The sequence below is a fragment of the Roseateles sp. P5_E4 genome (genome assembly GCF_054049255.1).
Window position 1 is genome coordinate 57,598 of sequence record NZ_JBFUMS010000013.1, and the last position, 13,682, is coordinate 71,279.

Consider the following 13,682-nt stretch of genomic DNA (forward strand, 5'->3'; position numbering starts at 1 on the left):
AGTGCACCCGCTGCTGGTGCACCGGCGCGGCCTGGCCGCCTGCCTGCTGGCCGCCGCGCTGGCGGGCGCGGTGCTGGCCGCGCTGCTGGTCATCGAGGGGTTGGCCGACGCTCCCTGGGCCCTGGCCTGGGCATTGCCGCTGAGCACAGTGCTGAGCTTTGTCGCACTGTCGCTGTATCACCTCTGCCGCAGCCAGCCCTTCGGTGCCGGCCGCTGGCCGCGGGCACTGGCTGCACGGATTGCGGCCGTGCTGCTGCTCGGCGGCGCGGCGCTCGCACTCGCGGCAGGCTGGAATGCAGCGGGCCTCGCCCTCGGCCGCCCGGCCGGCCTGGTCACGATGACCCCGGCGACCTGGGGCTTCTTGCTGCTGGCCAATCTCATCCTGCTGACGCTGTCGGTGCTGGCCCACGACCTGCTGCTGGCCGTCGAATCCGCGCAAGCCTCCGCCACCCGCGAGGCCGAGGCGCGGCTGCTGGCCCGCGACATGGAGCTGCAGCTGCTGCGCCTGCAGATCGACCCGCATTTCCTCTTCAACAGCCTGAACTCCATCAGCGCGCTGACCAGCTTCGACCCCGCTGGCGCGCGGCAGATGAGCATCGACCTGGCCCAGTTCTTCCGGCAGACCCTGGCGCTGGCCGGCCGCGAGCGCATCCGCCTGGAGGACGAGCTCGACCTCATCGGCCATTACCTCGCCATCGAGCGCCAACGCCTGGGCGACAAGCTGCGCAGCGCCATTGATGCGCCGCCCGAGACCCTGGCCGGCCTGCTGCCGCCGCTGACGCTGCAGCCCCTGGTCGAAAACGCCCTCAAGCACGGCCTGCGCGCGCTGGACGAGGGCGGCCTCGTGCAGATCCACGCCCTGGTGCGCGACGGCTGGCTGCACCTGGCCGTGCGCAACCCCGTGCCCGCCGAACCCACGCGCGAGGCTGGTTTGGGCCAGGGCCTGCGCCATCTGCGCGAGCGACTGGCCGCGCAGTACCGCGACCGTGCCCGTGTGAGCTGGGGCGCGACGCGCGAGGGCTTCGCGGTCGAGATCAGCATTCCATTCGAGAACGAGACGCCATGACGCTGCAAGCCCTCATTGCCGACGACGAACCCCTGGCCCGCCGCCTGCTGCGCGAGTTCCTGAAAGCCCACGCCGACATCGCCATAGCCGCCGAGGCCGATAACGGCCTGGACGCCGCCCGCGCCATCACCGAGCTCAAGCCCGACCTCGTCTTTCTCGACATCCAGATGCCGCGCCTGACGGGCCTCGAAGTGCTGGAGCTGACCGGCCGGCGCGACGGCGTCATCTTCACGACGGCACATGACCAGCACGCCATGCGCGCCTTCGAGCTGCATGCGGTGGACTATTTGCTCAAGCCCTTCAACCAGCCCCGCTTCGACACCGCGCTGACACGCGCGCGCCGCTTGCTAGGTCAGGCTCAGCCCGGGCTGGACAAACTCGTCTCGCCGCAGGCGCTGAGCCGTGTGCTCGTACGCGACGCCGAGCGCAGCGGGGGCATGCAGGTGCTGGCGGTCGACGCCATCGACTACATCGAGGCCCAGGCCGACAACGTCGCCTTCCACAGCGCCGGCCGCGACCACCTGAAGGCCCAGCGCATCTCGGACCTGGAGGCCCGGCTCGACCCCAGCCGCTTCGTGCGCGTACACCGCTCCTTCATCATCAACCTCACGGCGCTGCAGGCTCTGGAGAAGACGGACAGCGACGCCCACGTCGCGCGCATGAGGAATGGCAAGCGCATTCCCGTCAGCCGCAGCGGCTACGACAGGCTGCGCGCGGTACTCTGACGCTCGGCGCGAAGGCTGCGGCGGGAAAACACGGAGCGTCATAGGCGGCATTGACATTAGGATAGCGCTATCCAAAGCCCTCAGATCCGCTCTCGCTCGCGCCCCATGACCCACCTTGCGCCCGAATCCCTCGTCTTCATGGGCGTCGCCGGCAGCGGTAAATCCGCGCTGGGCGCTGCCGTCGCTCATAGAGCCGGCCGTGTCTGGCTGGAGGGCGACGACTTCCACAGCGAGGCCAACCGCCGCAAGATGGCCCAGGGCCAGCCGCTGACCGACGATGACCGCGCCGGCTGGCTCGCCGCGCTGTGCGAGCAACTGCGTTGCCACCCGCTAGGCGCCATGGCCGCATGCTCAGCGCTCAAGCGCCGCTACCGTGACCAGCTCCGCCAAGCCTCACCGGGCCTGCGCTTCGCCTTCCTGGATGTCGACCGGGCCGAGGCCCGCCGTCGCATCGAGGCACGCGGCGGCCATTTCTTCTCCGTCAGCCTGGTCGACAGCCAGTTCGAGACGCTGGAGTCGCCCGTCGGCGAGCCTGGCGTGCTGCACCTGGATGCACTCGCCCCGCTGGACCAGTTGCAGGCGCAGGTGTTCGCCTGGTTGCAGAGCACAGCATGAGCGCGCGCCCGCTCACTCGGCGCGAGATCGTCGGCTACGGCCTGGGCGACATGGGGTTCAACTTCTACTGGACCAACATCTCGACCTTCCTGCTGATCTTCTACACCGACGTGTTCGGCATCACCGCAGCCGCCGCCGCGACGATGTTGTTCGTCATCAAGATCTTCAACGCCTTCACCGACCCCATGATCGGCGCCTTCGCCGACCGCACGCAGACGCGCTGGGGCAAGTTCCGGCCCTATCTGCTCTTCATGCCGGTGCCGCTGGCGGTGATCGGTGTGCTGACCTATTCCACGCCCGACTTCGGCCCCACGGGCAAGCTGGTGTGGGCCTACGTGACCTACCTGCTCTTGATGACGGTCTACACCAGCGTCAACCTGCCCTACAGCGCCTTGTCGGGGGTGATCTCGGGCGACGCGCGGGAGCGCAATGCTGTCAACGCGTCCCGTTTCGTCTGCGGCTTTGCGGGCGGCACCCTCGTCACGGCCGTGTCGCCCCGACTGGTGGGCTGGTTCGGCGGTGGCGACCCAGCCCTGGGCTGGACGCTGACCATGGTGTTCTGGGGCGTTGCCGCCGCGCTGATCTTCGCCTTCACCTTCAGCGCGACGACCGAGCGCGTCCAGCCGGTACAGGCCGAGCCCTCCAGCGTGCGCCAGGACCTGGCCGACCTGCGCAGCAACCTGCCCTGGATCCTGCTGTTCTTCCTGGCGCTGATCATCATGCTCAGCATCACGCTGCGCATGACCAGCGCGGCCTACTACTTCAAGTACGTGGTCAACCGGCCCGAGCTTCTGGCCACCTTCATGCCGGCCTACCTGCTGGCCGCGGCGGCCGGCACGGCGTGCACGCCCTTCCTCACTCGCTTCATCGACAAGCGCAAGCTGCTGATCGGGTTGATGCTCGCTTCCACCGTGCTGTCGATGGCCTTCCTGTTCGTCGACGCCGATCAGATCGCGCTGATGTATGCGCTGCAGATCGCGCTCGGTCTCGTCCTCGGCCCGAAATCGCCGCTGTCCTTTTCGATGCTGGCCGATTCGGCCGACTTCAACGAATGGCGCAACGGCCGCCGCGCGACGGGCATGACCTTCGCGGCCAGCTCGTTCGCGCAGAAGCTCGGCACGGCTGTCGCCGTCGGCGTCATCGGCACGCTGTTCACGGCGCTGGGCTATGTGCCCAACGCGGTGCAATCGGCCGACTCCCAGGCCGGCATCGTCTGGCTGATGTCCGTGATCCCGGCCGGCTTCACGCTGCTGGCCGCCGTCATCATGGTCTTCTACACGCTGGACAACCCCACCATGGCGCGCATCCAGGCCGACCTGGCCGCGCGCAAGTTCTCCACTTCACCGGTCTGACGCCCATGCTGCGACACCTCGATGACGGCGAGCGCTGCGAGCTCACCAGCCCCACCGCCCTGCCCCAGGCCGCCGGCTTCCTGTGGAACCGCCGCATGATGATCCAGGTGACCTGCCGCGGCTACGCCACCGCGCAGTTCATGCAGCCCGAGCCGGCCAAGTACGCCCATGCGCCCAACCTGGAGGCCAAGACCTTCATGCAGCCGGAGCAGGCCTACTACGCCCACCACCCCGGCCGCTTCGTCTACGTGAAGGACGAGGGCACCGGCGAGCTGTTCTCGGCGCCGTATGAGCCGGTGCGCGCGCCGGTCGACAGCTTCAGCTTCTTCGTCGGCCGGCACGACCTGAGCTGGACGGTGGAGCACCTCGGCCTGCGCGTGGAGATGGCGTTAGGCCTGCCGACCGACGATGTCGTCGAGCTGTGGGAGGTTCGCGTCACCAACCTTTCGGGCCGGCCACGGCGCATCAGCGTCGTGCCCTACTTTCCCATCGGCTACATGTCGTGGATGAACCAGTCGGCCGAGTGGCGCGCCGACCTGGGCGGCATCGTTGCCAGCAGCGTGACGCCCTACCAGAAGGTGGCGGACTACTTCAAGAACCTGCAGCTTAAGGACAAGACCTATTTCCTCTGCGAGCGCGCACCTGATGCCTGGGAGGCCAGCCAGAGCGCGTTTGAAGGCGAAGGCGGCCTGCACCGCCCGAGCGCGCTGCAGGTCGAGCAGCTCGCCGGTGGCGACGCCCGCTACGAAACGCCTGCTGCCTGTGTGCAGTACAGGCTGACGCTGCAGCCCAACGAGGGCCAGACCTGGCGCTTCCTCTTCGGCCCTGCGCTGGACGACGCCGAGATCGCCAGCGTACGCGAGACCTACCTCAGCGAAGCCGGCTTCGCCCGCGCCCACGCTGCCTATGCCGACTACGTCGACGGCGGCCGAGGCTGCCTGCGCATCACGACGCCCGACGCCGACTTCGACCGCTTCGTGAACCACTGGCTGCCGCGCCAGGTTTTCTATCACGGCGACGTGAACCGCCTCAGTACCGACCCGCAGACGCGCAACTACTTGCAGGACAACCTCGGCATGGCCTATATCGCGCCGAGCGTCACGCGCGGCGCACTGTTGCATGCGCTGAGCCAACAGGCCGCCAACGGCTCCATGCCGGACGGCATCCTGCTCATCGAAGGCGCCGAGCTGAAGTACATCAACCAGGTGCCGCACACCGACCACTGCGTTTGGCTGCCTGTGTGCCTGCAGGCCTACCTGGACGAGACGGGCGACTTCGCGCTGTTGGATGTGGTGGTGAACGACCTCACCGTCGCCGAACGGCTGGACGCCGCCATGACCTGGCTGAGACAGGACCGCGACGCGCGCGGCCTGAGCTACATCGCCCAGGGCGATTGGTGCGACCCGATGAACATGGTGGGCTACAAGGGCCGCGGCGTGTCGGGCTGGCTCACTGTTGCGGCCGCCTATGCAATGCGGCTGTGGGGCGGTATCTGCGCCAGCGCCGGCCGCTCCGACCAAGCCGCGCGCTGGCAGGCTGCGGTCGAGGACCTGAATGCCGCCGCCAACCGTCATCTGTGGGATGGCGCCTGGTTCGCACGCGGCATTACTGATGACGATGTGATCTTCGGCGTCAGCGCCGACACCGAAGGCCGCATCTATCTCAACCCGCAGTCCTGGGCCATGCTCAGCGGTGCCGCGAGCGGCGAGCAGCGCGTGAAGATGCTGGCCGCCATCGACGCGCAGCTCGACACGCCGCACGGCATGGCGATGTTCAACCCGCCCTACTCCGGCATGCGCGACGACGTCGGCCGCGTGACGCAGAAGCATCCCGGCTCGGCCGAGAACGGCGCCGTCTACAACCACGCTGCCAGCTTCTACGTGCATGCGCTGTACGACGCCGGCGAGAGCGACCGCGCCTACAGCGCGCTGCGCCGAATGATTCCGGGCCCTGACGAGGCCGACTATCTGCAGCGCGGCCAGTTGCCGGTCTTCATTCCCAACTACTACCGCGGCGCGCACCAGCAGTTCCCGCGTACGGCCGGCCGCTCCAGCCAGCTCTTCAACACCGGCACCGCGGCCTGGGCCTATCGCTGCGTCATCGAAGGCCTTTGCGGCCTGCGCGGCGATGCGAAAGGCCTGCGAGTGAAGCCGCAACTGCCCTCGGGCTGGGACGAGCTCAGCGCTGAACGCGAGTTCCGCGGTGCGCGCTTTCACCTGCAGGTTCGCCGCACCGGCCAAAACCGCGTACTTCTGGATGGCCAGCCATTGCCAGATGGCCTGGTGCGCGACATCGAGCCCGGCCGCAGCTACCGGCTGGACGTCGAGCTAGGTTGACGCCCGCCGCACGACCTGGAAGCCCAGGTCCACGTTGGGCTGCTCCACCGGCTGGCCGCGCATCAGTTTCATCAACATCTGCGCCGCCTGCTCGCCGATCTGACGGCGCGGCGTGGCCACGGTAGTGAGTGGCGGCACCATCTGGTCGCTGCCCGGCAGGTCGTTGAAGCCGGCCACCGCCACGCGGCCAGGCACGGCCACCCCCAGGCGCAAGGCCGCCAGCAGCGCGCCCTGCGCAAGGTCGTCGTTGCAGAAGAAGATGGCGTCGGTCTCAGGCGACTCGCGCAGCACACGCTCCAGCATCGCGCCACCGAGCGCCATGGACGAGGGCTCGGCGATCAGCACCTTGTTCACGCTCTCGCCCAGGCCGGCTTGCACCAGCGCCTCCTTGTAGCCCTCACCGCGTTCCAAGGTGCGTGGGTCGAGCTGGGCGGCAACGTAGACGACGCGGCGCCGACCCGAATCGAGCAGATGCTGCGTGATGGCCCGCCCGGCATCGCGTTGCGAGAAGCCCACGCTGTGGCTGCCCGGCTCCACCTCCATCACATGCACGCAGGGAACGCCGCTGCCCTCGATCAGAGCGGCCGCCGCCGGGCTGCGATCGCGGCCGGTGACGATGAGACCGGCCGGCCGGTGTGCCAGAAAGCTGCGCAGCACGGCCTCCTCTTCGCTGGCGTCGTAATGGGTGACGCCGATCAGCGTCTGGTAGCCGGCCGGCACGAGCGTGGTCTGCACCGCGTCGAGCAGCTCTACGAACAGCGTGTTGCTCAGCTTGGGGATCAGCACCGCGACATGGGAGCTGCGGCTGGAGGCCAGCGCGCGGGCGGCCGGATCGGGCACGTAGCCCAGCGCAGTGGCGGCGGCCTGGACGCGCTCGCACAGCTCCTGCGCCACCGCCCGCTCGCCACGCAGGGCCCGCGACACGGTGATGGGGCTGACGCCGGCGGCCTGCGCCACGTCCGCCAGCGTCACCCGGCCGGTGGCCCTGGTGCGTCTGGGGGAGGCGGCTGATGTCGTCTTGCTGCTCGGCATTTCTACATGGTATCCCCCATATCGGAGGGGGAATTCGATGCCTAGGATAGCGCAATCCCGAAACGCGATAGCCCACGGCGCAGCTGTTCAAACCTTGGGGATCGCGTGTTCGGGCGAGTTTCAACCTAAGCCATCCGGTTTTTTTAAGCTTCCAGGACAGCGCTATCCAGTAACCAAGTTTGTTTACCGAATACCGGCTCAACGACCACAAGGCAGCGGCCCACCGTGCCACCTCAGGAGACCTCCCATGCGAAATCCCGGTTCCAAGACCCTGATCCATCTGGCGGCCCTCACGGCTTGCGCCGTGCTGGCGCTTCCCGCCCTGGCCCAAAGCGCTGAGACACCGGCCACAACGCCTGACGCCGCGCCAGAGGTCAATCCCGGCGCCAGCGTGCTGAGCACTGTGGTCATTACGGGCTCGCGCATCTCGGCGCGCGGCTTCACGCAACCGACGCCGACCACGCGCCTCACCGCCTCGGACCTCGAGAAGGCGGCTCACCCGAACATTTTCCAGAGCCTCGTTGAGTTGCCTGCGCTCCAGGGCAGCACGGGTCGCACCACCTTCACCAACAGCACCAGCAGCGGCTTGCAGGGCCTCAGCTCCCTGAGTCTGCGCGGCCTGACCCCGATCCGCACGCTGACCCTGCTCGATGGCCAACGCGTGGTGCCGGCCAACGTGACCGGCGTGGCTGACATCAGCCAGTTCCCACAGCTCCTCGTCACACAAGTCGACGTGGTGACCGGCGGTGCCGGCGCCTCTTACGGCTCCGACGCCGTCGGCGGCGTGGTGAACTTCATCACCGACAAGCGCTTCAAGGGCTTCAAGGCCAACATCGAAGCTGGCCAGACCAACTACGGCGACGACAAGAACGGCGCACTGCAAGCCGCCTGGGGCCGGAGCTTCCTCAACGACCGTGCGCACGTTGCCGTGAGCGTGGAACTCGTCCGTGAAAAGGGCGTGCCCTCACCCCGCTTTGGTGGCCAGGGCGCCAACGGCCGCACCTGGTTCAACAATCCGGCCTGGCAACAGCGCCCTACCGGCCAGACCACGGACGGCAGGCCGCAGCTGTTCGACATCCGCAACGCCCAACAGTTCCAGTACTCCAAGTACGGCTTGATCACCCAGGGTCCGCTGCAGGGCACCGCCTTCGGCAAGGACGGCGTGCCCTACAAGTTCGACTACGGCTCCAACGGCGTGCCCACAGGCACGGGTGCAGTGACAGGCTGCATCACACCCTTCTGCGTGGGCGGCGACCTCTCCGGCACCATCGGCGGCGGCACCACCATGGGCATGAACCTGCAGCGTCAGGTCTTCTACACCCGTGGTAGCTATGAGCTGGACGATGACAACGAGGTCTACTTCACGGTCAACCTGGCCAGGACCAACGCTCGCAACACGCCCAACCCCGGTTCGCCCAAGCTGGACAACTTGACCATCCAGTGCGAGAACCCCTACGTGCCGGCCTCCATCAAGCAGGCCTGCGTGGACAAGGGCATCACCAGCTTCAAGTTCGGCACGGCCTACGGCAACCAGCCCAAGGACATCGAGGTCAACCCGATCCGCGAACAGAAGCGGTTCGTGCTGGGTGCGACCGGCAAGGCTAGCGCGCTAGGCCAGACTTGGTCGTATGACGGCTACTTCGAGCACGGCGAAAACAGCATCGATCTGAAGGTCAGCAACATCATGCTGAACCCGCGCTTCAACGCCGCCATCGACGCCGTGCGCAATTCGTCCGGCCAGATCGTCTGCCGAAACGCCACCGCTGTGGCCGCGGGCTGCGCGCCGCTGAACATCATCGGCGATGTGCAGCAGGATCCGGCCGCGCTGGCCTATGTGTTCCCGGCCGTCGGTCCGCATCAGTTGTCGGTGCAGCGTCAGACGGTGGCCAGCTTCAACGTCAACGGCCAGCCGTTCTCGAACTGGGCAGGACCGGTGGCCGTCGCCTTCGGGGCGGAAGCTCGCAAGGAAGGTTACTGGGTGACGGGCGACCCCTACGGCAATGGCGTCTACCCCGCAACGCCCAATACGGCCGACTACCCGGCTGACCCACTCCTCAACACCACTGTGGGCAACAACTGGTTCGCCGGCAACTACCACGCTGCGGCGGGCGCCTACAACGTGAAAGAAGCTTTCGTCGAAGTGAACGCTCCGATGTTCAAGTCCGACAGCCTGGGCGAGGCCAACCTCAACGCGGCCGTGCGTCGCACGCTCTACAGCACCGCCGGCGGCATCAACAGTTGGAAGATCGGCTCGACCTGGAAGACCGGGGTCGATGGCCTGCGCGTTCGCTACGTCGCCTCGCGTGATGTGCGTGCGCCGAATCTCTCCGAGCTGTTTGCCGCGCCGGTGGTCATCAACCAGGCCGTCAACTTCCAGGGCAACACCTACAACGTGCAGCAACGCACCATCGGCAACGTCAACCTTCGCCCCGAGCTGGCCAACAACCGCATCCTCGGCCTGGTGTTGTCGCAGCCCAAGTGGGCGCCAGGCTTCAGTGCGTCGATCGACTACTTCGACATCAAGTTGAAGGACGTGATCTCCACCCTCGGAGCCCAGCAGGAAGTGGACCTCTGCGCTGCCGGCAACCAAGAGATCTGCGCCGCGATGGATCTTGTCAGCCCCGTGAAGTACGTGACGCTGCAGGCCTTCAATCTGGCCAGGATGCGCAGCAAGGGCTTCGACATGGAAGCTCTCTACCGATTCAACCTGGCCAGCGTCAATCTGCCCGGCAAGCTCACGCTGCGTGGCCTGGCAACGCACACCAACAGCTTCCTGGTCACATCGGGCATCGTGGGCACCATCCCGGCCGAGCGCGCAGGCGTCAACCTCGGCGACACGCCGACGTGGAAGGCCCAGTTCTCGCAATCCTGGGAAGGCGAAAAGGCCAGCTTCACGGTGGGCCAGCGCTGGGTCAGCAATGGCGTCTACAGCAACGAGTTCATCGAGTGCCAGACCACCTGCCCAGTCTCCACCGCCATGCACCAGACCATCGACAACAACCACATGAAGGGCGCTTTCTACTGGGATCTCGCCGGCAACTACAAGATCAACAAAAACATCACCGCCTACTTCAAGATCGACAACGTCACCGACGTCGCGCCGCCCAACGCCCCGGGCACCAACACCGGCTATGGCGTGAACCCCTCGCTGTTCGACGTGCTGGGCCGCCAGTACCGCGTGGGCGCCCGCATGACGTTCTGACGCCGGTCGCGTCCTACAGCGGCGGCCAGCGCATGCCGCGAGACTTCGCGCATGCGCTGGCTTGATCAGATCCGACCGCTGGGACGCGTGCTGAAGCTGACCTTCGACGGCTTCCTCGACGACCGCGGCCCGCGCATGGGCGCGGCACTCGCCTACTACACGCTGTTCTCGCTGGCACCGCTGCTGCTCATCGTCGTGTCCGTGGCCGGCCTGGTCTGGGGCGGCGAGGCGGTGCGCGGCGAGCTCTTCGACCAGCTCGCCGCGCTGCTCGGCGCGACGGCCGCCTCGACAGTCGAAAGCATGCTGAAGTCGGTCTCCTGGCCGGCCGGCGGCTGGCTCAGCACGGTTGTCGGGCTGGGGCTGATGCTGGTCGGTGCGACGACGATGTTCGCCGAGCTACAGGATGCGCTGGACACCATCTGGCGCGTGCCGGCCCGCCCGGTGCAAGGCTGGCTGAACTGGCTGCGCGCGCGCCTGCTGAGCTTCGGCCTCATCTTTGGCCTGAGCTTTCTGCTGCTGGTGTCGCTGCTGCTGGACGCCGTCATGTCGGCCGCCCAGACCTGGTGGCAGCCCTGGTTCGGCGACTGGCTGCGCGTCGCTGCTCTGGCCAACACGGTGTTCAGCCAGGGCCTGGTGGTGGCCGTGTTCGCGCTGATCTTCAAGTGGATGCCACGCGTTCACGTCGCCTGGCGCGACGTGCTGCTCGGCGCCTTCGTCACGGCGGGCCTGTTTGCCCTGGGCCGCTATGGCATCGGCGCCTATCTGCAGCGCAGCGGCGTCGCCTCGGGCTTTGGCGCCGCGGCCTCGGTGGTGGCCCTGCTGGTGTGGGTGTACTTCTCGGCGCAGATCCTGTTGATCGGCGCCGAGTTCACCTGGGCCTACGCAAGAGTGTTGGGTTCGCGACGGGAAACGGACGAAGCTCGTGCAAACTTGCGCACCGATTCCCAGACCGCGACGCGATGACGACCACCACCACCGACGACGGCCTCAAGCTCCACCTGCGCCACTGGCCCACCACCGCGGCTTCCGCACGCGGCCAGTTGCTCATCTGCCATGGCCTGGGCGAACACATCGAGCGCTATGCCCATGTCGCCGCGGCACTGAACGCGGCCGGTTGGGATGTGCACGGCTGGGACCACCGCGGCCACGGGCGCAGCGATGGACGCAAGGGCGACATCCCCGCGCACGACGCGCTGCTGCGCGACACGGCACGCGTCATCGACGCCGTGCGCCAGCCGGGCAAGCGTTTCGTGCTGCTCGGCCACAGCATGGGCGGGCTGATCGCCGCGCGCTTTGCAGCGGAGGCGCTGACAGGCAAGCCCGCGGCCTGGAGCCGGCCGCTGGATGGCCTGGTGCTGTCTTCCCCCGCGCTGGATGCGGGCCTGTCCGGTTTTCAGAAGCTGCTGCTTGCCGCGGCGGGATCGCTCGCCCCGGGCCTGGCCGTCAGCAACGGCCTCAAGCCCGAATGGATCAGCCGCGACACCGCCGTCGTCAAGACCTACGCGACCGACCCGCTGGTGCATGACCGCATCACGGCGCGGCTGACGCGCTTCATCGTCGACAGCGGCGCCCGTGCCATTGGCGACGCACCGCGCTGGAAGCTGCGCACGCTGCTGATGTGGGCCGGCGCGGACCGCTGCGTGTCACCGCGCGGCAGCGAGGCCTTTGCGTCTGGCGCACCCGCCAATGTCGTCGCCACCAAGCCCTGGCCCGGCCTCTTCCACGAGATCTTCAACGAGCCCGAGAAGGCCGAGGTGCTGAAGACGCTTACCGATTGGCTGAACGCGTAAGCGCGTCAAGCCGGTCGACGATGAGCTCCAATCTCAGCAGCGGGTTGTCCATCACCATCAGCCGCTGGCGCGCCTCGACCGGCATGGGCAGCAGCTCGGCCCAGCGGTTGGCCAGCCAGCCCGCGTCGTCCCACTGGTAGGGCGGCTGCACGGGCAGGTCGTCCGCGGCGCCGCGGGCCTTCCAGCCGGCGAGCAGGTCCTGCAGTTGCTGAGCGGCCTGGCGCAGATCGTCTGGCACCGGCACCGCGACGTCGCCGGCCAACAGCTCAAGCCGGCCGACCCACAGGCCATGGCTGAGGTTGCGCGAGCCCTGCACGCGAAAGCGCTGTGTGCCGCAGATGCGGATGTTGATGAGGCCGGCCTGCGCGTGCTCGAAATCCTCGATGCGGGCCAGCGTGCCGACGTCGTGAAAAGCCTCGGCCCGAAAGCCCTCGCCCTCGCGCCGGCGCACCTCCTCGCCCGAAGTCAACGCCACGATGCCAAAGGGCTCGCCGCGCGCATGGCAGCGCTGCACCATGTCCAGGTAACGCGGCTCGAAGATGCGCAGCGCCAGATGGCCGCCGGGAAAGAACACCGAGCGCAGCGGGAACAGCGGCGTCTCGGCATCCATAGCTTCAGCGGGTCTTCTCGGCGATGCGCTGGCGCAGGATCGGCAAGACGGCTTGCGCCGCCTCGCGACCCGCCTGCACCGCACGGCGCCGCGCCGTGAAGTCGGCACTGCCCACGCCATCGAGCCTGGGCCGGATGACGACATCCGCCTCACGCAGCTCGAACATGTTGATGCTGCGCCCCATGATGGAAAAGGTCTGCATCAGCATGCGAAAGGCGTCGCCCGGCGGGTCCTTCTCGGGCGGCGAGGTGATGTCCACCGCGACGACGAGCTGCGCGCCCATTTCCCTGGCAAAGCGCACCGGCACCGGTGACACCAGGCCGCCGTCGACAAATTCGCGCTGGCCGATGCGCACCGGCTGGAACACGGCTGGCACGGCGCTGGAGGCGCGCACGGCCGTGCCGGTATCGCCACTGCGGAACAGGATGGAGGAGCCGTCGGACAGGTCAGTGGCGACGATGCCCAGCGGCACCACCATCTGCTCGATGTTCTTGCCGCCCGTCTTGTCGCGGATGAAGCGCGCCAGCGCCTCGCCGCGGATCAGGCCGCGCAGCGGGAAGGACCAGTCGGTGATCGCGCCCTCGTCCATGGTCTCGGCCAGGGTCTGCATCTCCTTGCCGGTCTTGCCCGAGGCGTAGAGCGATGCGACGAGACTGCCGGCCGAGGTGCCGGCGACCAGGTCGACCTTGATGCCGTTCTCTTCGAACACCTGGATGACGCCAATGTGGGCAAAGCCGCGCGCGGCGCCGCCGCCCAGGGCCAGGCCGATGCGTGGCGGTTTCGGGGCTGGCTTGATGACGGGTGGCGGCTCAGGCGGCGGCGTCGGGACGACGACGACCGGCGGCTGGGGTGGCTGGCTGGGCAGCATGGAGCAACCGGCCAGCGCGACAAGGGAGGCCGCGAGCCAGGCACGGCGGATCAGGACAGGATTCATTTCAAGGCAGAGGGAGCGCG

Annotated in this window: 11 protein-coding genes; 8 read left to right on the forward strand and 3 right to left on the reverse strand. The window is 67.7% G+C overall.

Translation table 11 applies throughout. The features are described 5' to 3' along the window. Position 1: 1 nt before the first annotated feature. The 5 genes from ACXJLH_RS23000 (at position 2) to ACXJLH_RS23020 (ending at position 6,094) form a co-directional block, all read left to right on the forward strand. Positions 2–1,066: a sensor histidine kinase gene (locus tag ACXJLH_RS23000; RefSeq protein ID WP_457446476.1), complete on the forward strand. Its 1,065-nt coding sequence runs from the start codon at positions 2–4 to the stop codon at positions 1,064–1,066. Beyond that, positions 1,063–1,791, forward strand: coding sequence for a LytR/AlgR family response regulator transcription factor (locus ACXJLH_RS23005; protein WP_457446477.1), 729 nt, complete (start codon positions 1,063–1,065; stop codon positions 1,789–1,791). The genes ACXJLH_RS23000 and ACXJLH_RS23005 overlap by 4 nt, the downstream gene beginning before the upstream one ends. Before the next feature lie 105 nt (positions 1,792–1,896). Beyond that, the gene (locus ACXJLH_RS23010; protein ID WP_457446479.1) at positions 1,897–2,406 is read left to right on the forward strand and encodes a gluconokinase; all 510 of its coding nucleotides are present in this window, start codon (positions 1,897–1,899) and stop codon (positions 2,404–2,406) included. Continuing rightward, complete coding sequence (locus ACXJLH_RS23015; protein ID WP_457391657.1) at positions 2,403–3,758, forward strand: MFS transporter; 1,356 nt, start codon at positions 2,403–2,405, stop codon at positions 3,756–3,758. Before ACXJLH_RS23010 ends, ACXJLH_RS23015 begins: the two co-directional genes overlap by 4 nt. Before the next feature lie 5 nt (positions 3,759–3,763). Beyond that, a complete protein-coding gene (locus tag ACXJLH_RS23020; protein WP_457446480.1) occupies positions 3,764–6,094 on the forward strand; it encodes a GH36-type glycosyl hydrolase domain-containing protein in 2,331 nt (776 codons plus the stop codon). On the opposite strand, the gene gntR is transcribed toward ACXJLH_RS23020, so the two are convergent. Then, the gene (gntR, locus tag ACXJLH_RS23025) at positions 6,086–7,126 is read right to left on the reverse strand and encodes an HTH-type transcriptional regulator GntR (protein ID WP_457446482.1); all 1,041 of its coding nucleotides are present in this window, start codon (positions 7,124–7,126) and stop codon (positions 6,086–6,088) included. The genes ACXJLH_RS23020 and gntR overlap by 9 nt on opposite strands. 247 nt (positions 7,127–7,373) lie before the next feature. Here gntR and ACXJLH_RS23030 point away from each other — a divergent pair, with 247 nt between their 5' ends. The 3 genes from ACXJLH_RS23030 to ACXJLH_RS23040 are packed head-to-tail and all read left to right on the forward strand — an operon-like array spanning position 7,374 to position 12,118. Next, the gene (locus ACXJLH_RS23030; protein WP_457446483.1) at positions 7,374–10,328 is read left to right on the forward strand and encodes a TonB-dependent receptor plug domain-containing protein; all 2,955 of its coding nucleotides are present in this window, start codon (positions 7,374–7,376) and stop codon (positions 10,326–10,328) included. A gap of 51 nt (positions 10,329–10,379) precedes the next feature. After that, positions 10,380–11,291, forward strand: a complete 912-nt coding sequence (locus ACXJLH_RS23035; protein WP_457446485.1) for a YihY/virulence factor BrkB family protein — start codon at positions 10,380–10,382, stop codon at positions 11,289–11,291. Further along, positions 11,288–12,118 carry an alpha/beta hydrolase gene (locus tag ACXJLH_RS23040; RefSeq protein ID WP_457446487.1) on the forward strand — a complete coding sequence of 277 codons (831 nt, stop codon included), beginning with the start codon at positions 11,288–11,290 and terminating at the stop codon, positions 12,116–12,118. The genes ACXJLH_RS23035 and ACXJLH_RS23040 overlap by 4 nt, the downstream gene beginning before the upstream one ends. Here the strand turns inward: ACXJLH_RS23040 and ACXJLH_RS23045 are convergent. Both ACXJLH_RS23045 and ACXJLH_RS23050 read right to left on the reverse strand, forming a co-directional pair. Then, positions 12,096–12,728 (reverse strand): LON peptidase substrate-binding domain-containing protein, encoded by a 633-nt coding sequence (locus ACXJLH_RS23045; protein ID WP_457446489.1) that lies wholly within the window; start codon positions 12,726–12,728, stop codon positions 12,096–12,098. The genes ACXJLH_RS23040 and ACXJLH_RS23045 overlap by 23 nt on opposite strands. Before the next feature lie 4 nt (positions 12,729–12,732). Then, entirely contained in the window at positions 12,733–13,662 is a 930-nt protein-coding gene (locus ACXJLH_RS23050) for a patatin-like phospholipase family protein (RefSeq protein WP_457446491.1), read from the reverse strand. Positions 13,663–13,682: the final 20 nt, after the last annotated feature.

Coding starts and splice junctions, on each gene's coding strand:
- ACXJLH_RS23005 (WP_457446477.1), top strand. CDS start 1,063: ATGACGCTGCAAGCCCTCATTGCCGACGACGAACCCCTGGCCCGCCGC.
- ACXJLH_RS23010 (WP_457446479.1), top strand. CDS start 1,897: ATGACCCACCTTGCGCCCGAATCCCTCGTCTTCATGGGCGTCGCCGGC.
- ACXJLH_RS23015 (WP_457391657.1), top strand. CDS start 2,403: ATGAGCGCGCGCCCGCTCACTCGGCGCGAGATCGTCGGCTACGGCCTG.
- ACXJLH_RS23020 (WP_457446480.1), top strand. CDS start 3,764: ATGCTGCGACACCTCGATGACGGCGAGCGCTGCGAGCTCACCAGCCCC.
- gntR (WP_457446482.1), bottom strand. CDS start 7,126: ATGCCGAGCAGCAAGACGACATCAGCCGCCTCCCCCAGACGCACCAGG.
- ACXJLH_RS23030 (WP_457446483.1), top strand. CDS start 7,374: ATGCGAAATCCCGGTTCCAAGACCCTGATCCATCTGGCGGCCCTCACG.
- ACXJLH_RS23035 (WP_457446485.1), top strand. CDS start 10,380: ATGCGCTGGCTTGATCAGATCCGACCGCTGGGACGCGTGCTGAAGCTG.
- ACXJLH_RS23040 (WP_457446487.1), top strand. CDS start 11,288: ATGACGACCACCACCACCGACGACGGCCTCAAGCTCCACCTGCGCCAC.
- ACXJLH_RS23045 (WP_457446489.1), bottom strand. CDS start 12,728: ATGGATGCCGAGACGCCGCTGTTCCCGCTGCGCTCGGTGTTCTTTCCC.
- ACXJLH_RS23050 (WP_457446491.1), bottom strand. CDS start 13,662: ATGAATCCTGTCCTGATCCGCCGTGCCTGGCTCGCGGCCTCCCTTGTC.